Source organism: Pseudanabaena sp. PCC 7367, from assembly GCF_000317065.1.
Taxonomy (GTDB): domain Bacteria; phylum Cyanobacteriota; class Cyanobacteriia; order Pseudanabaenales; family Pseudanabaenaceae; genus Thalassoporum; species Thalassoporum mexicanum.
The window spans coordinates 3,866,913-3,888,495 of the sequence record NC_019701.1; the positions used below are offsets into that span (position 1 = coordinate 3,866,913).

General features: G+C 47.5%; 18 protein-coding genes. 9 read left to right on the forward strand and 9 right to left on the reverse strand.

Annotated features, from left to right (window positions below; translation table 11 throughout):
- Window position 1 precedes the first annotated feature (1 nt).
- Window positions 2–235, forward strand: a complete 234-nt coding sequence (locus PSE7367_RS15485) for a hypothetical protein (RefSeq protein ID WP_015166294.1) — start codon at window positions 2–4, stop codon at window positions 233–235.
- Complete coding sequence (locus PSE7367_RS15490) at window positions 222–1,967, forward strand: polyamine aminopropyltransferase (RefSeq protein ID WP_015166295.1); 1,746 nt, start codon at window positions 222–224, stop codon at window positions 1,965–1,967. Before PSE7367_RS15485 ends, PSE7367_RS15490 begins: the two co-directional genes overlap by 14 nt.
- 27 nt (window positions 1,968–1,994) lie before the next feature.
- On the opposite strand, the gene PSE7367_RS15495 is transcribed toward PSE7367_RS15490, so the two are convergent.
- The 3 genes from PSE7367_RS15495 to PSE7367_RS22145 all read right to left on the reverse strand — a co-directional run bounded on the left by PSE7367_RS15495 (window position 1,995) and on the right by PSE7367_RS22145 (window position 6,033).
- Window positions 1,995–3,086 carry an agmatine deiminase family protein gene (locus PSE7367_RS15495; RefSeq protein ID WP_015166296.1) on the reverse strand — a complete coding sequence of 364 codons (1,092 nt, stop codon included), beginning with the start codon at window positions 3,084–3,086 and terminating at the stop codon, window positions 1,995–1,997.
- 21 nt (window positions 3,087–3,107) lie between these two features.
- Window positions 3,108–5,747: an alanine--tRNA ligase gene (gene alaS / locus PSE7367_RS15500; RefSeq protein WP_015166297.1), complete on the reverse strand. Its 2,640-nt coding sequence runs from the start codon at window positions 5,745–5,747 to the stop codon at window positions 3,108–3,110.
- Window positions 5,748–5,889: 142 nt separating this feature from the next.
- Window positions 5,890–6,033 carry a hypothetical protein gene (locus tag PSE7367_RS22145; protein WP_015166298.1) on the reverse strand — a complete coding sequence of 48 codons (144 nt, stop codon included), beginning with the start codon at window positions 6,031–6,033 and terminating at the stop codon, window positions 5,890–5,892.
- Window positions 6,034–6,154: 121 nt separating this feature from the next.
- On the opposite strand from PSE7367_RS22145, the gene thiS reads away from it, so the two are divergent.
- Window positions 6,155–6,367, forward strand: coding sequence for a sulfur carrier protein ThiS (gene thiS / locus PSE7367_RS15505; protein ID WP_041698542.1), 213 nt, complete (start codon window positions 6,155–6,157; stop codon window positions 6,365–6,367).
- Window positions 6,368–6,478: 111 nt separating this feature from the next.
- On the opposite strand, the gene PSE7367_RS15510 is transcribed toward thiS, so the two are convergent.
- Window positions 6,479–6,952 carry a hypothetical protein gene (locus PSE7367_RS15510; protein WP_015166300.1) on the reverse strand — a complete coding sequence of 158 codons (474 nt, stop codon included), beginning with the start codon at window positions 6,950–6,952 and terminating at the stop codon, window positions 6,479–6,481.
- 117 nt (window positions 6,953–7,069) lie between these two features.
- Window positions 7,070–8,026: a response regulator gene (locus PSE7367_RS15515; protein ID WP_015166301.1), complete on the reverse strand. Its 957-nt coding sequence runs from the start codon at window positions 8,024–8,026 to the stop codon at window positions 7,070–7,072.
- A gap of 479 nt (window positions 8,027–8,505) precedes the next feature.
- Between PSE7367_RS15515 and psbU the strand changes: the two genes are divergently transcribed.
- Entirely contained in the window at window positions 8,506–8,889 is a 384-nt protein-coding gene (gene psbU, locus PSE7367_RS15520; protein ID WP_015166302.1) for a photosystem II complex extrinsic protein PsbU, read from the forward strand.
- A gap of 347 nt (window positions 8,890–9,236) precedes the next feature.
- Here the strand turns inward: psbU and PSE7367_RS15525 are convergent, their stop codons facing one another.
- Together PSE7367_RS15525 and PSE7367_RS15530 are read right to left on the reverse strand one after the other, a co-directional pair.
- On the reverse strand, window positions 9,237–10,433 hold the full coding sequence (locus PSE7367_RS15525; protein WP_015166303.1) for an FtsW/RodA/SpoVE family cell cycle protein: 1,197 nt from the start codon (window positions 10,431–10,433) through the stop codon (window positions 9,237–9,239).
- Between the two features lie 566 nt (window positions 10,434–10,999).
- Window positions 11,000–11,338, reverse strand: a complete 339-nt coding sequence (locus PSE7367_RS15530; RefSeq protein WP_015166304.1) for a YbaB/EbfC family nucleoid-associated protein — start codon at window positions 11,336–11,338, stop codon at window positions 11,000–11,002.
- A gap of 332 nt (window positions 11,339–11,670) precedes the next feature.
- Between PSE7367_RS15530 and glmU the strand changes: the two genes are divergently transcribed.
- The 4 genes from glmU (at window position 11,671) to PSE7367_RS15550 (ending at window position 17,758) form a co-directional block, all read left to right on the forward strand.
- Complete coding sequence (glmU, locus tag PSE7367_RS15535; RefSeq protein WP_015166305.1) at window positions 11,671–13,053, forward strand: bifunctional UDP-N-acetylglucosamine diphosphorylase/glucosamine-1-phosphate N-acetyltransferase GlmU; 1,383 nt, start codon at window positions 11,671–11,673, stop codon at window positions 13,051–13,053.
- Window positions 13,054–13,784: 731 nt separating this feature from the next.
- A complete protein-coding gene (locus PSE7367_RS15540; protein ID WP_015166306.1) occupies window positions 13,785–14,279 on the forward strand; it encodes a hypothetical protein in 495 nt (164 codons plus the stop codon).
- Between the two features lie 330 nt (window positions 14,280–14,609).
- The gene (gene prfC / locus PSE7367_RS15545) at window positions 14,610–16,205 is read left to right on the forward strand and encodes a peptide chain release factor 3 (protein WP_015166307.1); all 1,596 of its coding nucleotides are present in this window, start codon (window positions 14,610–14,612) and stop codon (window positions 16,203–16,205) included.
- A gap of 866 nt (window positions 16,206–17,071) precedes the next feature.
- Window positions 17,072–17,758: a helix-turn-helix domain-containing protein gene (locus tag PSE7367_RS15550; RefSeq protein WP_015166308.1), complete on the forward strand. Its 687-nt coding sequence runs from the start codon at window positions 17,072–17,074 to the stop codon at window positions 17,756–17,758.
- 106 nt (window positions 17,759–17,864) lie between these two features.
- On the opposite strand, the gene PSE7367_RS15555 is transcribed toward PSE7367_RS15550, so the two are convergent.
- Both PSE7367_RS15555 and PSE7367_RS15560 read right to left on the reverse strand, forming a co-directional pair.
- The gene (locus PSE7367_RS15555) at window positions 17,865–18,617 is read right to left on the reverse strand and encodes an SDR family NAD(P)-dependent oxidoreductase (RefSeq protein WP_015166309.1); all 753 of its coding nucleotides are present in this window, start codon (window positions 18,615–18,617) and stop codon (window positions 17,865–17,867) included.
- Window positions 18,618–18,689: 72 nt separating this feature from the next.
- Window positions 18,690–19,346, reverse strand: a complete 657-nt coding sequence (locus PSE7367_RS15560) for a hypothetical protein (protein WP_015166310.1) — start codon at window positions 19,344–19,346, stop codon at window positions 18,690–18,692.
- 654 nt (window positions 19,347–20,000) lie between these two features.
- On the opposite strand from PSE7367_RS15560, the gene PSE7367_RS15570 reads away from it, so the two are divergent.
- On the forward strand, window positions 20,001–21,263 hold the full coding sequence (locus PSE7367_RS15570; protein WP_015166311.1) for a SufS family cysteine desulfurase: 1,263 nt from the start codon (window positions 20,001–20,003) through the stop codon (window positions 21,261–21,263).
- Window positions 21,264–21,583: the final 320 nt, after the last annotated feature.

Below are 21,583 nucleotides of genomic sequence, written 5' to 3' on the forward strand. Positions count from 1 at the left end.
AATGTTAGCGCGTATATTTGGGGTTTTGGCGATCGTTTTGGCTCTGGTGACCATCTTTGCTGCTTTTACGCAAACCTCGGCCTTGGTGCTGCGCCAGAACAATCAACGCATGTATTGGTCACGCCATAACACCAGACGATCGGGAATTTATGTAGTTGGTAGAGGGTGGCAACCAAGCCCCCTGCGGACTGACTATTCCACTTTCCGTGGAGGGGGGCCACGTGCAGGTAAGTAGGCCAGAAGTAGGCCAGCCAGAAACAATCAAGCCAAAAGTCAAAATTTTCGATCGCAAGCAAAAATATGTGCTCCTGGCGGCAGCGGCGGTTAGCTCCACCTGTGGTCTGGCAACTGAATTACTGCTGGGCACTCTATCTAGCTATCTGGTGGGGAATCAGGCGCTTTCCTATGGTGTGTCGGTAGGTGTATTTTTAGCGGCAATGGGCATCGGTGCTTATTTCAGTGGATTCATTGTCGACGACCAAGGTCAAAACTCTTTAGATTTAAGTTCTGAGCCAGCCATTTTAAATAAGTCTGAGTCAGAATCGATCGATTCGCCCCCCAATAATGAACCCTCTGCCACGTCGCTCACCAATAACCAGAATAATCAGTCATTAGAGTCATTAGATCACGCCGAGAGTCTGGCAAAAAAGAGCCGATCGCAACTGCTGAATGCGTTTGTGCTGATTGAATTAACCCTGGCTCCCCTCTGTGCCCTGTTGCCCCTGGCATTGTTTGCCCTGTTTGTGGTCGATGGCCCAGTTTGGTTGGGGTTGGTGCTGGTGGCTTTGTTGTTGGGCACGCTAGCAGGCTTGGAAGTGCCCTTGATTACCAGGTTGCTAGAGCAAGATGAGGGCGTAAAGGATTCTCTCTCTAAGGTGTTGGCGCTCGATTATCTGGGCGCGCTGGTGGGTTCTTTGTTATTTCCAGTGGTGCTTTTGCCCTGGATGGGTCTGTTTCCGGCCGCCGCCGTAATTGGTGTTTTGCCGGCGTTGATCGTGGCAGCAGTTGGGTTATTTTTCCCAGGATTAAGAAATTGGGGCAAGGTGGGCTTGGCGGTGGCGATCGCCCTTTGTATCTTTGCCCCGTTTACGGTCATATTGGGCGATCGGCTCGAAAACTCCATGTATGACGCGGCGATCGCGGCGAGGGTGCAATCGCCCTATCAACGAATTGTGCTGACGCGCAAAAGTCAGGACGTGCGATTATTTCTGGATGGGGATTTGCAATTTTCCTCGGTGGATGAATATCGCTATCACGAAGCACTGGTGCATCCAGCCATGAGTGCTAGTGGCAATCCTCAAAATGTGCTATTACTGGGCGCTGGTGATGGCATGGCCCTGCGCGAGATCCTGAAGTGGCCGGATGTTGAAAGGGTCGTGCTGATCGAGTTGGATCAAGCAGTAGTAAACCTGGCACAGCGGCATCCTTTTTTGACCAGGCTAAATCATGATTCCTTTGCTGATTCTAGAGTGGAAGTAATTTTTGCGGATGCATTTGTGACCGTACCGCAGCTAGAGCAAAAGTTTGATGTAATTATTGCCGACTTCCCCGATCCGGATCAGGAAATCCTGGCCAAGCTCTATTCCTCTGGTTTTTATCGCCGCATATTACCCAAACTCGCCGCCAATGGCGTATTTGTGACCCAGGCATCCAGTCCATTTTTTGCGCCCAAAGTAATGTCTTGCATTGCTACTACGCTGGAATCAGTGGGCTTAGCTGCCAAACCATACACGATCGACGTGCCCAGTTTTGGCCCCTGGGGGTTTGTGATCGCAAGTCGTAATGAAATTAAACCGCAGGGATTGAAGTTAGCGATCGCATCTAACTTAAAATTTTTAACTGAACCCATGTTGCCAAGCCTGTTTAATTTGCCAGGGGATGTGCGATCGGCGGCGGTGGAGGTGAATAAGCTATCGCGGCCGGTGATTGTGAATTATGAAGCGGATGCCAGATGGGTTTCTTATTAACTTCGTAGTTAGTGAATCAAGAAAATATCAGATTAGCGGCTGAGGTTGGGTGATGCAATGAAACGCGCCACCACCAGATAGAATCGCCCTGGCGCTTAAACCAATCACCTGCCGATCGGGGAAATGAACCGCGATCGCCTTTACTGCTAGATCATCAAACTCACTGCCATAGGTGGGTACAACCACGCGATCGTTGGCAATATAAAAATTCAAATAGCTAGCGGGCATCAACTCACCATGCCGATCTAAAACCTTGCCTGGTGAAGGGATCTCAACTACTTGCAAAGATCTGCCCTGAGCATCAACAAAGGTCTTTAATCTGGTTGCAATCTGATCTAATACTTCTTGATTAGGATCTGTGTTGCCCAAAGATCGCATACACATCACCTGGCCAGGTGCAACAAATCTAGCGATCGTATCGATGTGGCCATCGGTGTGATCGTTTTTTAAACCGCGATCGAGCCACAGAATTTTATTTACGCCTAGCGCCTGTTTTAACCTAGTCTCGATCTCTGATTGAGGCAAATGCGGGTTGCGATTGGGATTGAGCAAGCATTGTTTGGTAGTCAAGCAAGTACCCTGGCCATCCACTTCCACTGCGCCCCCTTCCAAAATCCAGGGAAATTTGAAGATTGGTAGATCCAGGGAACTAGCGATCGCCTCCGCCACCTGGGCATCATGCTTAAATAAATATTTTTCGCCCCAGCCATTCCAGGCAAAATCGAGGGCGGCTAATTGAGTTTGTTTTTTAGGCTCTGTTGAAGCTAATTGCTCTAATTGATCTAATTGCTTAGTGTGCTTAGTACGATTGCTCACAAAGATCGGCGCAATATCCCGCAGCCAAATGTCACCATAGGGAATTGCATGAAACCTGGCTAAGCCCTGATCCAGTAAATGTCCTAGCGCTAACCTAGCCGCGCCAGTTGCTTCCCCTGGCATCACCAGGATTTCTAATTTTTCAGTTGGAGCGATCGCCTCACACATGGCCACAAATTCGCGCCGCGCTGCCTCGATCTGGCCTGCCCATTCTTCCGCATCATGAGCCCAGGCCACCCAACAGGCCGCATGGGGTTCCCATTCAGCGGGTTGACGATAGCCTAGCTCCTGGGGCGATCGCATTCCCCCATTAATTAACCGCAATTACGCCGCCAGAGCATCCTTAAGTTGGGTTCTGGCTGATGCCAAGGCTTCCGGCAACTTAGAAGCATCCCTACCACCAGCCTGCGCCAGATTAGGGCGACCACCACCACCGCCACCGCAGATCTTGGCGATCGCACCAATGAATTTACCCGCCAGCAAGCCTTTCTTATTCACTGCACCACTAAAAGCCGCCACCAGCGAAACCTTACCTTCCTCTGGTACTGAGGCTAGCACCACCGCGCCATTATCTAGTTTGCTAGCTAGATCTTCCGCCGCCGCTTTGAGGGCATCTGCATCTGCGCCTTCTATTTGCTTGACCAGAATTTGAAAATCACCCACCGTTTCCGCTTCATTCACCAGGCTGGCCGATTGTGCCAGGGCAAGCTCCTGCTTGAGGGCATCGATCTGCTTTTGGGCATTTTTTAGCTCGGCTTGCAGACCCGTGACCCGATCGGGAATCTCTTCGATCTTGACCTTGAAGCGATCGCTCAAATCCTTGGTCACCGTCTCGCGCACCGCCAGGTAGTCTAATACCGCTTGACCAGCGATCGCCTCGATTCGGCGAATTCCAGCGGCAATGCCAGTTTCCGAGACAATCTTAAACAGGCCAATTTCATTGGTATTGCTAACATGGGTGCCACCACACAACTCCATCGATACGCCAGGAAAATCAATTACGCGCACATCGGCGGCATATTTCTCGCCAAACATGGCGATCGCCCCTTTAGCTTTGGCACTTTCGAGCGGCATTACTGCCACCTGGGCACTGTGGGCTTCGGCGATCCAGTTATTGATTTGCAGTTCCACCTGTTGCAATTCGGTGGTAGTCACGGCACGGGAAAGATTAAAATCAAACCGGAGCCGATCGGCTGCTACAAGTGACCCTGCTTGCGAAACACTGGGATCAACAATCTTTTTCAAAGCCGCTTGCAATAGATGCGTGGCCGTGTGATGCGCCATGATCCGCCGCCGCTCTGACATGCTCACCTGGGCATTCACTGTGTTATCCGTGGCTAGGCTGCCGCGTTCGATCTGACCAATGTGAATGAATAAATCGGCTTCCTTTTGCACATCATCAATGCGCACGATCGCATCGCCACTGGAGAGATAACCGCGATCGCCCACCTGACCGCCAGACTCGCCATAGAACGGAGTGCGATCGAGTACAACCTGCACCCTATCGCCAGCGATCGCACTTTCCACCACCACGCCATTGATCAGCACCGCTAAAACCTTGACCTCAGCGCTGTAGTTGGCATAACCCAGGAATTCAGTTTTACCCACCTTTTGAGCCAGCCCCAGCCAATCGGTCTGTGCCATCAGGTCAATATCCGTATGGGCTTCCTTGGAGCGTGCCTGCTGTTTGGCCATTTCCGCTTCAAAGCCAGCAACGTCAACCTGCAAGCCTTGCTCTTCCGCAATTTCTTCCGTCAACTCCAGCGGGAAGCCAAAGGTGTCATATAGTTTAAAGGCATCAGCACCAGCGATCGCCTTACTCTTCTGAGTTTGCGGACTGGCCAGGATTTCCGCTAGCAGCTCCTCACCCCGTTCCAGGGTTTGTAAGAAGCGAGCTTCCTCCGTTTGTAGTTCGGTTTTGATTACTGTTTCCCGTTCGCGCACATTGGGGTAAGCAGCTTCAGACAGGGCGATCGCCACTTCTGCCACTTTGTCTGTAAATGGCTGATTGATGCCAATCAAACGACCATGACGCACCACCCGCCGGATCAAGCGCCGCAAAATATAACCACGCCCCACATTTGAAGCTGTGATCCCATCGGCGATCATATGTACCACTGCCCGCACGTGATCGCCAATCACCTTCAGCGATGTCTTTGTTGTTTCATCACTTTTGTGGTAGTTGATTCCAGCGATATCGGCAGCGGTTTTCACGATCGGGAAAATTAAATCCGTCTCGTAGTTATTCGGCACCTGCTGCAATACCTGCGCCATGCGTTCCAACCCCAGGCCAGTGTCAATATTTTGCTTCTTGAGCGGCGCTAACTTACCCTCGCTATCCCGGTTTAGTTCCATGAACACCAGGTTATAGACTTCCAGAAAGCGGGAATCATCCTCTAGGTCAATGTGATTGTCGCCTTCCTCTGGCTTGAAGTCGTAGAAAATCTCCGAGCAAGGCCCACAGGGTCCCGTTGGCCCAGAAGCCCAGAAGTTATCTGCACCCATCCTTTGAATCCGGTGAGCGGGGATGCCAATATCGTCGCGCCAGATTGCAAAGGCATCATCGTCTTCATGAAAGACACTGACTACCAATCGCTCTGGCGGAATTTCATATACTTGCGTCACCAATTCCCAACCCCAGGCGATCGCTTCTTTTTTGAAATAATCGCCAAAGCTAAAATTACCCAGCATCTCGAAGAAGGTATGATGCCTTGCTGTCCGCCCCACATTTTCAATGTCGTTGGTGCGTACACATTTTTGGGACGTAGTGGCACGAGGGAACTCGGCGGGCTTTTGACCCAGAAAGATTGGCTTGAATGGCAACATCCCGGCGATCGTGAGTAACACGGTCGGGTCTTCTGGCACTAATGAGGCGCTGGGCAAGAGTTTGTGGGATCGCTCCTGATAAAACTTCAAAAAGCGATCGCGGATTTCGGCACCAGTGAGGGAGGGGGGCTGGGACATTGCTATAGCTTAATTAATCGGTAGAAAAGTTTAGTGAACTTGCATTGATCTATGTTACTTGACTTGCCTGCGTTATGACTTGCCGACTTTGGCCGATGTGGGTTTAGCTGTCTGCATAAATAGTTTGCGACTATGAGTAGATTTAAGCGATCGATCGAATATACCAACCATCATTGAAATAATCTGCTAGACGCTCTTCCACCAGGCCATCACTATCGGAGGGCTTTTTCTTGCCCACATTACGATAGCTGGCCCGATCGAGATAAATGGTTACCAGTTTTTGCATGATTAAGTTATCCTTTTTCGTAAAATACCAATTTCGTAAAATACCAAAATTCTAGGTTGGTAGAATGCGACTTAAGAGATCGCAGCAATATTTTAAAGATCAAAGGTTAAGAATAGCGATTATGGCTCAAGCAATCAACTTGCAGGTAAATGGCGATCGCCACACCTGTGCAACTAAACTAAATCTGCCCGATTTCCTCAGCTCGATCGGCCTCAATCCACGTTTGGTGGCGGTGGAATATAACGGCGAAATTTTACATCGTCAGTTTTGGCCGCAGACCATGATTCAAGAGGGCGATCGCCTCGAAGTTGTAACGATCGTAGGCGGTGGTTAGTGTTATGGCTAGGCAAGACTAAAGATCAAGCAATATATATATGAGTAGAAGCGATCGACTTAGCGTCTAAATTATTGTCTCAGCGCCAATACCTAGATCTAAAATCAAGACCTAGTAAACAGTGCGCCCCAAATGCCATTCCAGTGCCGCCCGCAATCGCTTCAAGATAATTTCTTGCTTACTCACCTGCTTGACCTGGTCATCAGTTTGAGGAGTTTGGCTTTTAATTTGAGTCAAATGGTCACTCATGCTAGCGATCTTTACTTGCAAAGAAACCGGACTAGACATGACTCGATCCAAATATTCCTCATAGGATTCGGCCTCCAGTGGTCTGAGTGCAGAAAGGGCTTCAACAATCTGGTTTGGGAAGTTCTGGCTGCGAATATAGTCCAGGGTGATTTTTTCATCTTGCATTGCATAGTTGAGCAAAGCCACGATCTTTGCTTCGGGTGCATCAATCTGCTCAACTAGCCCCATGAGCTGCTGCAAGTCGGCACGATTAGCAGGCTGACCTTGCCCACTCAAAGCATTCTGGGCAATATCAGTAGCTAGTTGCAGGAGATTGTCGTGGTTGTTAGCAGCCATAGGAGGGGAAATAGTTTTTTAATATTTTAACCAGTGGCCAGCCATTGCTCAAGCTGGAAAATATCAGGGAAGCCGATCGCCGCAAACCGATTTCCTCAGCAATGCTACTACAAAAATCTATAGGGGTTGATAGCAGCGGATACAAGTCAGGGCGATCGCTGTTTGATCGGCGCACCTTTGCATGACTTCAATATCCTCACTACTCAAAGAAGGATTTTGCTGCCATTGCATCGATACCAGCGCCAACAGATCCTGGCCATAGACAATCTTAAATACTAAATGAGTGTTGACTGAACCATCTTGATAGGCGGCATGATTGGCTAAAGCCTCGTCACTAGCAAGATTTACAGCGATTTGCGATCGTTGTTCCGCAATTGCCTGCTGCGCCAGTGGGGTTGTTCCGAGCCAATTGGGATCACTTGCCACTGTGCCGGTGGTGGCTCTGGCCTCTGGTTTTAATTGCCCAGCCTCAATTAATTGGAGCACGCACCCATCCGCTTCATAGCTCTGGCCAAAGGCATCGGCGATCGGTTGGAATGACGCGGCTACATCCTGCGATCGAGGTGAAATTTGATACAGGGCAGTGAGGTAAGACTGAAGCGATCGGGCACGTCGCAATTCATCGGAGCGACTCTTCATCAACTGATAGGTGTTGGTGGCTCGCTGCACCACTTGCTTCAGTTCCTCTGGGTCCCAGGGCTTGGTGATGTACTTATAAACCTGGCCGGAGTTGATCGCTTCGACTAAATCTTCAACATCCGTAAACCCAGTTAACACAATCCGCACTGTATCCGGGAATTCTGGCACAGTTTTACTCAAAAACTCTGTCCCTTTCATTTCCGGCATCCGCTGGTCGGAGATGATTACTGCTACTTCACCCTCTTGTTTTAAGACCTCCAGAGCTTGCACACCGCTCTCGGCTCTAAACACTTGAAAATCACGCCGAAAAGTACGGTAGAGCAAATCCAGGTTATCCTGCTCATCATCTACAACCAACAGTTTAGGTTTCTTGGGTCGAGCAGAACCACTAGCAGTGAAGTAATGAATATCAGCAGAGCTATTAGAGTCGGACATGCGTTAAACCTAATATCTAAAATAAACAAGTATGAGTTTACAACAACTAAGTTTTAGCTCAATTAGCCAATCGCACCATTGTTCCATGATAGAAGCCGACATGTAAGACTAATAGGCTAATATAGGTACATAGATTAGATCAAAATTTAAATGGTGCAATAGGATTATATAAGCATATCTGTAGTTTAGAGTTAGGGTTGTTTTCGATCGATCGAAAAAACCTCGTTTCTAAGCCCTATGCAGTTAATCCTAACCATCTGAAGATTGCCTTGATCATAAGCGCCATGGCATCAGCCGTCATCGTGGATTTCGCTCAATTGCAGCCTATTTCCACGGCACAATTGCCAATATTATAGTGTGATGATCAAATCGCTATAAAAAGTAATGATCGCAAGGGGGCTAAGCAGCCCCTTTTCTGGTAATCTCTATGGTCAGAGCAACCTTTATAAACAATTAATAGATTGAGTTTAGAGATACAGATGAAAAAATTATTCAGCTTTCTAATCGCCATAGCTGCCATCTTTACCATATGTCTATCCAGTCTTTACGTACCGGCCACCAGCAGTTACGCATGGGCTGAGGATCTGCCAGAAACCAATTTCTATACCAGATCTTCTAAGAAAATAGATTTAAACAATGCCAATGTTTATGCTTTTAGAAGCATTCGTGGCATGTACCCGAACCTGGCTAAAAAGATCGTGGCCAACGCACCCTACGACAAAGTTGATGATGTTCTAAATATTGCGGATTTGAGTGAGACGCAAAAGCAAACACTTAAAGACAACATGGATCAATTTGATGTACGGCAACCTGATCCTTCGCTGAATCGGGAACGGATCAATAATTCCAGCTACAGACTTTAGGTTCTTGCTGGTTACTTAGTCAGTAAACCTTTAATAGCTGTAGGACAGATAAATCAAATATTTTGAGGTGGGCAGTGGAGTTAATTTCACTGCCTTAATTATTTAGTTACTAAATATTCATTACAGTTAATCTGAGTGCAATAGCTCCTTTTAATGACTTGCACAATGGCGGGATAATCCAAAGAGTAAGCGATCGGCCGAATTATGATCGGATGTACGTTTGTTTGACTTTTTTTGGCAAGATCATCCCTGGATGATGCAGTTTAGTCTTGACTTTTTTTAATTGGCGATCGCCTGAATACCTTACTGCTTACTTAGCGATTTACCTAGCGATATTTCTGATTCAGTTAAGAGCGATAGCGCTTTTCTCTAAGCCGATCGCGGCGTTCTTGGACATTGAACCTGTCGATCGAAATTATTTCCGCCGCCGACATTTCCCTGGCTGCTCGAACTAAAAGTGCAGCGATCGCCAAACTTGAAAGTAGCGAACTGCCACCATAGCTAAAGAACGGAAAAGTAATCCCAGTGGTGGGCAACACACCGGAGGCCACGCCAATATTCAAAAATGCTTGCCCCACCAAAAACACCGTCGAGCCGATCGCCACCAGCCTTACTACCGCATCCTTGCACATCAACGCGACCCGAAAGCCCAGGCTGGCAAAAATGAGCAGCATTGCAATCAGGGCAATGCAACCAACCAGGCCAAACTCTTCTGCAAAAACCGAAAAGATGAAGTCGGTATATTGAAATGGCAAAAACATTTTCTGATTAGACAGACCAAACCCAGTACCCCAGGTGCCACCCGAACCGATCGCCATCAAGCTTTGGCTGAGCTGATAACCATCACCAGCCTGATCGACCCAGGGGTTCAAAAAAGACATCAAACGCCGCCGCTGATATTCCTTGGTCGCAATACTAAACACCCCTGCCGCTACACCCATCACTGCTGTGCCAGTCAATTGATACCAGGGAATCCCCGCTGCCATCGCCATCAACCATAGCGACATCCCCGACAGCGCGGTCATACTCAAACTAGGCTGCATCAAAATCCCCAGCAGGGAGATCGCAAACACCAATAACCAGAACAACTTAGCCAATAAGCCAGTTTGTTTCCAGCGACCAAACAAATTAGCTGCTTGCAACACCAAAAACGGCTTAATAAATTCCGATGGCTGCAATAAAAATGATCCCAGCTTCAGCCAGCGGGTTGAGTCATTCCGCGCCTCACCAATGCCAGGAATATAGGTGGCGAATAATAACAACAGCACCACAAATAAGCCAATGCTGCCAATTTTGATCGTCAATCGCAGTGGGAAATGCACCGTAATATTAAATATAATCAGCGCCAGAGCTGCCCAGATCAACTGTTGCTTGAAATAATAAAAGCCATCTCCCAAGCCATCTGCGTTAGGAAATGAGGCTGAAAACAGCACCACTAAGCCAACAAACAACCATAGAAAAGTAAGCCAGCGAATAATTCTGGCTTCGGCTGCCCAGCGGCTCACACTGGAATCAAAGAAGGGGAAAATTCTAAGTAGTTTCACAAGATAGCGTAAATGCTGCTTAATTTTAGGCGCTAGTATATAGCAGCATTCGGCAAATGACTACACATAAATCCGCAGCGCATCTTGCCAGCCGATCGATCCTACGGCAAAGCCCATGCTCCCAGGGCTGTTAAAACTATTGAGGCAAAATATATTAATCCAAAATTTTAAGCGCGGTCAAAAAAATAACCCGCCAATGGCGATCGCCACTAACAGACTAATTTGCATCTATTTAATTGAACTAAAATCTATTTAATTGAACGCGATGTGCAACTAAAACTCTGAAACCCTTATATCCTCGTGCTAGTTAACCTGGATCTTGATATTTTGGATCGCTCAAACGACCTAAAATCAATGGCCTGGAAATAGTTGCACACCAGGTTAATTGAAGTAAAGGTATATAAACACCAAGCTCCCATACTCATGCCTACGCAGCATGGATGGAAGCAATCAAAATATTATTCATAAGCTCAAGCCCCAATCAAGCGATCGCTAATGAGTCTAAGCATCGCTGATTAGAATGCTAGGTCAATAAGTTAAACAAATTATGGGTCTAGGGACAAAACCTAGAATGCACCCGGCAAGCCCAATCCACCGGTCAACTCTTCCATCCGCTCCTTCATCGTGGCAGTAGAGAGAGCATAGGCTTCTTTCATTGCCGTCAAAACCAAGTCAGACAACATTTCTGGGCTTTCTTCTAATGCCTTAGGATCAATCTCCACTGCGCAAGGCTCCTGGTTACCAGTGAGGGTGATTTTGACCAGACCACCACCAGATTCGGCGGTAAGGCGCATTTCTTCCAGTTCTTCTTGTAGTTGCTTAGCGCCTTCTTGAATTTGCTTTGCCTTCTGGAAAGCCTCCTTCATTTTACCGAGGCCAAATCCAAATCCCTGTCCTTGTGGCATAGTAATTCCAGTTAATTAGTTATGTAAACAGCACTCTAAAGTTTTACCACTTAATTATGCCACTGATATTCCAAATGCTAACTAATTTAGCCAGTAATTAGTAAATATAAATTTTTAGCACCAGGGTTAGTGGCGATCGCTCTAAATATTTGCCCCGAATATTTGACCTGAATATTTAGATTGATATTTCATCGATGTTTGGATCGATGTTTGGATCGATGTTTGGATCGGTCTTGCGTGGGTGCGATCTGCTGGGGAATGATCTTAAACACACAGGCAATTGCTAAAATACATCACGGCCAGTGGAGTTTTTCAGCGAGGAGATGCGATCTATGCTAGCAGTGGCAATTTTGGCAGCGGGTAAGGGCACCAGGATGAAATCCGATTTGCCAAAGGTATTACAGGACTTGGCCGGAAAATCACTGATCGAGCGGGTGATCGATACGGCTGAACAGCTCAACCCCGATCGCATTTTGCTGATTGTCGGCTACAAAAGTGATCTGGTCAGGACAGCCCTGCAAGATAAGATAGCGGCAAACCCGAAAATAGAATTTGTAGAGCAAGCAGAACAACTTGGCACCGGACATGCAATCCAGCAATTGCTTGAGCCCCTGGCAGATTTTTCCGGCGATCTGGTTGTGCTGACTGGCGATTCACCTTTGCTGCGATCGACCACCCTGCATGAGCTGGTTACCATTCACCGCGATCGCCAAGTCCCTGCCACCGTTTTGACCGCAATTTTGCCCGATCCCACCGGCTATGGTCGCGTTTTTTGTGATGATCAAAATCAAATTGAGCGGATCATTGAGCACCGCGATTGCACGCCGGAGCAACGCCAGAATCAGCGGGTTAGTTCCGGCATGTATTGCTATAACTGGCCAGAATTAGCGGCGGTGTTACCCAAACTATCCACCAACAATGATCAAAAAGAATATTACCTCACTGAAGTATTTGATTATCTCTCCCCAGTCCTAGCCGTAGATGTGGCTGACTACGAAGAGAGCTTTGGCATTAACGATCGCGTCCAGCTTTCCCATGCCTATGGCGTTTTGCAAGAACGCACCAAAACCAAATGGCTGAGGGCAGGCGTGACCATGCTGATGCCGGAAACAATTTCGATCGATGAAACCGTAGAAATTGAACCAAACGCAATTATCGAACCCCAAACCCACCTGCGGGGCAGTACCAGAATTGCATCGGGGGCACATATTGGCCCAGGCAGCATGATTGTCGATAGCACGATCGCCGCCGGTGCAAGGGTGCAGTTTTCGGTGATTACCAACAGCAAAGTTGGCACCAATTGCCGGGTGGGTCCCTATGCCCATCTGCGCGATCAAACTGTAATTGGCGATCACTGCCGGATCGGTAATTTTGTGGAGCTTAAACAGGCCAAAATTGGCCAAAAAACTAATGCTGCTCACCTGAGCTATATTGGAAATGCCAAGCTTGGTGATAAAGTTAATATTGGCGCGGGCACCATAACCGCTAACTATGATGGCTTTCAAAAACATGAGACCATAATTGGCGATCGCGCTAAAACTGGTTCTAATACCGTCCTGGTAGCACCAGTTACCCTGGGCAACAATGTCAATGTAGGGGCGGGATCAGTTGTGACAGAAGATGTGGAACCTAATGCGCTAGTGATTGGTAGAGCCAGGCAGGTTGTCCGGCCTGATTACTATGATCAATCTGGGCGAAAAAGAACAAAGCCATAAGGGCGATCGCTCCTAACTCATTGGTTGATTTGCTAATTTGCCATTATCAGTTTAGAAACTAACAGTTAGTTAGTAGACTAATTGCTAGACTAGTTTTTATACTGCACCTACAGCAGTAATGCCGTAGCTTAAAATCGGGTCAAATTTGCCCAATTAATCACCAGGCAATCACCAGCTAATCAAAGGCAATTAGTGAAGACTGTAAGTAAATTGCAGTGCATAAATTTAAGTGCATGAATGTGGTCTTGTAACACTTAAATGCTTGGCAATACTTAGCAATACTTGGCGATGCTTAGCAATTCCAGGTAATGTCTGGTAATGAGGTCACAATGGCGGATGGGTAAGCAAGACAGCGACAATATGTAGTTTGCCGTTCCGATCGCATCCGATCGCATCAATCAAACCCATAGGTGCTGACGGTTATAGAACTGAGATCTTTGATCTTTATTAATTATGGGGGATTGAATGGATTAGCTTGATCTAATTAATCTAATCCAAAAGTTCTATGATGACGCTATGATTTTTGGTCAACCAGACCAATCCCCTAAATTCCCTGAATTTGGCAGGAACATATTCCAGCCTGGGGCATCAATTAATTTACCTACAGCTAAACTTAAAGCCAAGCCAATTCTCCTAACTCAACTAATCACCTAAGTAGTGACTGTTTCTCCTCACGCCTCAATCGAACTACTCAATTGAACTATAATCCCCACCAAGGGAATACCTAGATCATGCAATTCATCGACGCTAAGCAGGCTTATCCGCTGGTGTTGGGGGTAGCGCTAGCATTGATTGGCGTAGCCATTTGGCAGAGATTTAGTCCACCACCCACACCACAAACGATCGAACCCAGGGTGGTGATCCCCCCCCTACCCAGCTCTATTCCCAGACCCAGTCCAGCTTCAGGAATAAGCGAGGGTCTACTTCGGGTTGGCAATCGATCTGACTTTTCCGTGCGGGTGGTGTTGCTTGCCAGTCGTGGTAATGAGGTGGACTGGAATCAAGTAGAACCGCTCAATTGGGATTTTGCCCCCAATGAGGGTGGCTCAGAAGGTTTGATTCTGTCACTGCCAGGGGAGCAGGTCAAAATTGCCGAGGGTGATATTGTGTTTGCCTTTGCCACCGATGGCTCGCGTACCTATTGGGGGCCAAATGTGGTGGGTGAGACGGATGCTCCTTTTTGGGATAGCGATCGCCAGGAGTGGAGCATGATCCTTCAACCTTAAGATCTGAATCTGCCTCAACTAGAAACGCCCCAACTAGAACTGCTCAGACAGAGACTAGAGCGGTAAGGCAAGAATAATTGTTAATATGTTGAATGGGTCAGCTTGAGGCCACAAATTGCTAATCAAGCAATCGGGCTTTTAGGCGATCTCTAGTAACGACAAGCGAAGGGTTACCAAGAGCGATCGCACTCAGGTTAAAGTAGATGCTCTAATCCTAAAAATCCTGAATATTGGGAAATATTAGGATCTTAGGATCTACCGAATTGCTGGCTTACTTTAATTGCTTTTTGATTACCTTTCCCCTCAACCAATATATTTGTGATCTAATTAATGAATCAGTTACAGCAAGAAGTAGACAAACGCCGCACCTTTGCGATTATTTCGCACCCGGATGCTGGTAAAACCACCCTCACCGAAAAATTGCTGTTGTATGGGGGCGCAATTCACCTGGCTGGGGCAGTAAAAGCACGGGCTTCGCAACGACATGTCACTTCGGACTGGATGGAACTGGAGCAACAGCGGGGGATTTCGATCACTTCGACGGTGTTGCAGTTTAACTACCAAAATTTTTGCTTGAACTTGCTCGATACCCCAGGCCACAAGGATTTTAGTGAAGACACCTATCGCACCCTGGCGGCGGCTGACAATGCGGTAATGCTCGAAGATGCTGGGAAAGGCTTGGAGCCACAAACCCGGAAGCTGTTTGAAGTTTGCCGGATGCGATCGCTGCCAATTTTTACGTTCATGAACAAGCTCGATCGCCCCACCCGCGATCCCCTTGAACTTCTCGATGAAATTGAACAGGAACTAGGCTTAACTCCCTATGCAATGAACTGGCCGATCGGCACGGGCGATCGCTTTCGGGGTGTATACGATCGCCAAAGTGGCACAATTCATTTATTCAATCGGGTTAAGCATGGCCAGCAAGCGGCGGAAGTAGAAATCATGTTGCCGGATGATCCGCGCTTAGCTGATTTGATTGAGCCCGACCTGTATGAACAGATGCTCGAAGAGATCGATGTGCTCGATAGCATTGGCGCAGAATGGGATCAAGCTGCCCTCCATAGTGGCAAAATGACCCCTGTGTTTTTTGGTAGTGCCATGAACAACTTTGGCGTGGAGCTATTTCTAAAATCCTTCTTGCAATATGCGCTCAAGCCCACTAACCATGACAGCACTGCTGGAAATGTCGCCCCCACCGATCAAGATTTTTCCGGCTTTGTTTTTAAGTTGCAGGCCAACATGGACCCCAGACACCGCGATCGGATCGCTTTTGTGCGAGTCTGCTCCGGTAAGTTTGAAAAAGATATGACCGTTACCCATGTGCGCAGCGGTAAAAATGTACGCCTCTCCCATGCCCAGAAGCTCTTTGCCCAGGGTCGTGAAGCCCTCGATGAAGCCTACGCGGGTGATGTGATTGGCTTGAATAACCCCGGAGTCTTTACGATCGGCGATACGATCTGCACTGGCAAAAAGTTGCAGTTTGCTGGCATTCCACAGTTTTCACCGGAAATGTTTGCCTATTTGCGCAATCCCAACCCATCTAAGTTTAAGCAGTTCCGCAAGGGTGTATCGGAGTTGCAAGAAGAAGGCGCGATCCAGATTATGTATTCCAGCAACGAAGCGGTGCGCGATCCGATCCTGGGTGCAGTGGGGCAGTTGCAGTTTGAAGTGGTGCAACATCGGCTCCAGAGTGAATATGGCGTAGATAGCAGGCTGGAATCGCTGCCCTATAGTGTGGCGCGGTGGGTGGAAGGTGGCTGGGAAGCGATCGAAGATGCTGGGCGCTTATTTAATACCATGACGGTTAAGGATATGCTAAATCGTCCGGTGTTGCTGTTCAAAAATTCCTGGAACCTGGATCAAATCAGGTCTGACCATCCCGATCTCAAACTCAGTGCTTCGGCACCGGTATTAACTCTTTAATGTCTTGAATGGTAGCTTTTCTATGTAGAGTAGATTAGTCAGTTGCTATAATGCTAGGTATAAATTTTAGGTAGGGGCTGGTGTAAACGTTAGTGCATCACCTATCAAAGCATGGGGTTCGGAGTGCTTCCCCAAATCTTCTCAGTTTGCCCAGGAGGACACCTGCTTGCTTCAACTAATCTCATGGAGGAATTGAAGATGGCTTCGTCTTTCTATTGTATTGGAGGCTCTCTTGCAGTGGCGCTGTTGCAGGCCGGGTTGGTTAACTCAAGGTGTCCTCAGGGTAAATGTTAAGAAATTAAGGTGGTCTCTCCACTCATTGAACAGCGTAGAGGGGTTCGACTCCCCTCCCCTGCATTTCTCTATATTTTTTCTTTATTCAAGTAGCTTTAGCTTGATGATTCTATGTTGTGTTAACAATTGCCCAACCTACTTCATCAAGCTTTTAAATCTCTAAAGATAATAAAAATTAACCGTATCCACCAAGACAATCATTGCGCCAAACAGCGGATAAGCTTTAGCTATTAATCAATGCAAGCAAGCCGATCGATTACAATCTTGCCCTACCTAACCATTTCCCATGCCTAGTCTGCTACACTGAATAGATTAATGAATGCATGAATGTTTTTAGGCTTGGCTAAAGTTCTACTCCGATCGCACAGCAACAATCAAAATTTCAATCATTGCCCAAGTCTATCAACCTATTTACTAAGCACTGGCCAGGAAAAGTTAAGTAAGCCATTGTCGATCGGGCGATTACGATCGATAACTAGATGATCGGGCAAGTATTCTGAGACGTTTCTATTGGATTTTGGAAGGTGAAACAAATTGAGGCGAATAACGAAATAAATAGAGTCAAAGGTTCTATGAAATCGCTGGTTTCTCAGGCGTTAGATCGCACCATGTTTGAATTCAAAATTTCCGGTGCCCAGCTATCGCGGCAATCCGGAGTTTCGCAATCGCAACTGAGCCAATTTCGCACTGGCAAAGTTGACATCAGTACCTCTAATTTTGTCAAAATTGTGCGAGCTTTGCCGGATGAAGCAAGGCGCTATTATCTGAGCCTGGTATTCAATGTGGGCTGGGAGTCGGCTTTGTTGCAGGGAATGCCAGCAGAAGTGGCAAGCAACCGGTTAGCTAGTAGTGGCATGAATGAAGGCAGGCCGGAATCAGCATCAGCCCTGGTGCAATTTATCCGCGCTTGGCTGGAACGCAATCAGGTCACCATGATGGAGTTTGAGCTGGCGATCCAGCAGCGCACTAACCTCACCTTGGCGAAGCTAAAAGAGATTGTGGCTGGCAGAATGCCCACTGAAACTGAGCTGGGCTATCTGGGGATGGTGCTGCGGGATGATCGTAATCAACCGTTTGAGTTTGAATATCTAAAAGCAATCTGTGAGCAAAATTCGATTCCCTCAGCTAATTCCACTAATTCCAGTAATCCTGGCAATGCTAGTTCGGGGCAATCGCGCAATAGTCCTAATAGTCCTAATAGTCCGAATAGTAAAGAGAATGACCCACAGAATGGCGATTGTAGCCCCCAACCCAATTAGCGATCAACTAGCTATTTCAACTATCGGCTAATTAACAAGAGTTCGATTGTCCTGGAGTGATCGATTAGATTCTTGGTATCCTCTAGATTTTTACCTGGCAATAGATTCAGGTAAGGTTTAGGCCACCATCGGCAATCACAATCTCGCCCGTAAGATAACTACTGGCAATTAACATCGAGGCAATCTGGGCAATTTCTGCCGGTTGCGCCCCCCTTCCCATCGGCGATCGCTGTCGCCAGAGATTTTGCGCGTCTGTCCAGTTTTTGCTCATGGATGTATCTACCAACCCTGGCGCGATTCCATTGATCCGAATTTCTGGAGCAAGACTGACCGCCAAAAGCCGGGTGATATGGTTAAGCGCTGCCTTGCTAGCCGCATAGGGGATTGAGGCTCCTTTGGGGCGAATGCCAGCATGGGAGCTAATGTTAATAATGCAGCTAGTATAATCCTGGCCAGAAGCTTCGCGCAAAGCGGTTTCGGCCTCAGCGATCAATGTCCAGGGGGCAATTACGTTCACCTCATGGAGTTGTCGCCAGATTTCGGGAGTAGCTTGTTTAAGTTCATGGTGGGGAATTTCGGCGGTGATCCCAGCATTATTGACTAAAACATCTAAGCGATCGTGATGGGCCAACACCTCCGCAATCAATTCACTTGCTTGGTCTTGATCGGCAAGATCGGCTTGATTATAGGAGGCATTTTCGTAGGATTGCGCTAGTGCTTGGCCAGTTTCGATCGAAGCTTTGGAATGAAACGCGATCGTAAAGCCATCGATCGCCAGTTGTTTAGCGATCGCCAGGCCAATCCCAGAGGTCGAACCAGTCACCAGAGCAACCCTATCTTTGTTTCTAGTTCGCTCCATGCCTAACTCACTTCTCCCTGTGCTCTCTCAGGCTCGAATCAGATCGATGCAATTATTTAAATTATTGATCGCTTAATGGGCAACACTCAGCGGTCGCCAATCCTTGCTGATCGAAATGCGAGCTGGATAACCCAAAAAATCATCGGCAATAAAGAAATCCTTGGTATATTCCGCCATGCTGCCATCAACCCGCCGCAATCGGAACGTGAAATTATCTACCCGCCCGTTTTGCCGCAATTCCCGCTGTAAAACTTCATAATCATCCATCGAATCACGCCACAGCCACAGAAAATTAATGCCAATATATTGGGCTGGCATCCAGGTAATCCGATCGGCAGAAAAGCGATCGTTGAGCAACAGGCAAGTATTAGTCAGATGATTGGTCACACAAACAGGATCGCCAGCATCCCTGACGAAATCCAAAATATCGCGGTAATCGAGCTTTTGAGGCGCTCTTAGTAGATTGTCATCCATACTCTGTCGGACTCGATCCGAAAAGTTGGGCAAACCCTGCTCAGGAAATGGATTAAAGGGCGAAGCAAAATCCTGCCCCTTCACCACTAACTTAATTTTACCGCTGTGGTGAAACAGCCTGGTGATTCCTATCCATTCTTGACGTTGTTCCCAAAGCAAATTAGCAACAGAGATGCTTGGGCAATCGATTACCAGTCCAGATCCAGTGCTCTTAAGTGCGCACTGAGCTAACAAATTCTCAACCGCTACGGTCATAGAATCTACACACCCTATATAGTTTTTGTTAGATGCCTCGAAATGCAGTCCAGAAGATTTCAGCTTATAGTCCTGCTAGGGTGAAAACCCATCTCAGGTATTTTTGCATACTTTGTGAGTTTATGTGAGCGTATGTGAGTTTAATTTTTATGAATTCATAAATATTCTTCCCAGGGCTTGTACCTATGCTTGATTGTAGACTTGATTGTAGAAAAGTTATGGCGATCGCTCTGTCTATTGGCTTGAACAATCTATCCATTACCAGGAAAGGCTTTGCGATTGTTAAGAGTAAATCTGCTATCCACAAACACTAAACACGTTTGGAATTGATATATAGATTTGGGTCTAGGTTATTTCAAGGGAGGGCATAGAAATCTTGATTAATTCCAATTAGCTCAGGTTAAATTAGCCGATCGCCTGAATCTTTTTCTAGCAAGTTGGATTTCTAACCGCTACTTAGACTTTGCGATCGCCAGCCTCACTTACCCTCACTTAGGCTTACTTAGACAATTTAAGCGCCCCAGAGCCCAAATTTATCATAGCGATCGGACAAAACAACAAACATGTTGTTAAATATCTTGTAAAGTAGTAATCAGGTAATCACTAGTTACCAATTACAACAAATCCTCTCGCTACGCTGTTATAACTAACAACATGACTAGTACCGCGCCTAAGATTCAAACCCTTACGATCGCCGATCGCACCAGAGCCGACTTCCCGATCCTGAATCAAGAAGTCAATGGCCAGCCGTTGATTTATTTCGACAATGCGGCCAGCTCCCAGAAACCGATCGCGGTGCTTGATGCTTGGCGCTATTACTATGAGCATGACAACGCCAATGTACATCGCGGCGCGCATACCCTCAGCGCCAGGGCGACCGATGCCTATGAACTAGCCAGGGAAAAAGTGGCTAAGTTTATTAATGCCCGGTCATCCCAGGAGATTGTCTATACCCGCAATGCCAGCGAGGCGATCAACCTGGTGGCCTATAGCTGGGGCATGGCTAATTTAAACAAAGGCGATGAAGTGATTCTGTCGGCAATGGAACACCATAGCAACCTGGTGCCCTGGCAAATGGTGGCACAAAAAACGGGTGCGGTGTTGCGGCATGTACAAATCACTGATTCCGGTGAGCTGGATCTAGAGCATTACAAAACGCTGCTGAGTGATAGGACAAAATTAGTCTCGATCGTCCATGTTTCCAATACGCTGGGCTGCATCAATCCGATCGCTGAGATCATCTCCCTAGCCCACGATCGCGGTATCAAAGTTTTGCTGGATGCCTGCCAGAGTGTGCCGCATATGCCGATCGATGTCCAGGCGATCGATTGTGATTGGCTGGTGGCTTCGGGGCATAAGATGTGTGCGCCGACGGGGATTGGTTTTTTATATGGCAAATTAGATTTACTGCGGGAGATGCCGCCGTTTCTAGGGGGTGGCGAGATGATCGCGGAGGTTTACTTAGATCATTCCACCTATGCGGATTTGCCCCACAAGTTTGAGGCGGGTACACCAGCAATCGGCGAGGCGATCGCCCTGGGTGCGGCGATCGATTATTTACAAAACATTGGCATGGACAAGATCTACGCCTATGAGCAGGAGTTGGCGGGCTACCTGTTGAAAAGAATGCTAGAAATCCCCGAAATTCAAATCTATGGCCCCCTCGATCATCGTGCGGCGTTGGTGGCGTTTGCGCCGAAGGCTGGTTTTCATGCTAATGATGTGGCGGAAATTCTGGATCAATCGGGCGTGGCGATCCGATCGGGGCATCACTGCACGCAGCCGTTGCATAGTCATTTTGGGATCACGGGGACGGCCAGGGCGAGTTTGTATTTTTATAATACGGTTGCGGAGATCGATGCGTTTATGGGGCATCTGCGGGAGGCGATCGCGTTTTTCAAAAATATTATGGGTTAGGGGATTTTTGCTTGAGCCTGGTTGATTTACATAAGTTAATGGCCGATCGCTGGACATTGGCTGGAATTTTCAGTAGATTATTAATGTGATCTCCAGAGGTCGCCCGATCCTTGAGAACTAAATAGTTTTTTCGATCGTTTGGAGGAGCTTGTTTTTTGTTATGCAAGCTGTTCAGTCCTCCAATTTTTTACCCCGCAAGGGGACTGAAATATTTTTTCCTGGTTTCCCATGCACAGGGAACATCCTGAGTTTTCAACCTTTAAGCCCACTACCCCATAAGGGGACTGAAACGGCTGTGTGCCATCGTCCTGTCCTGTGTC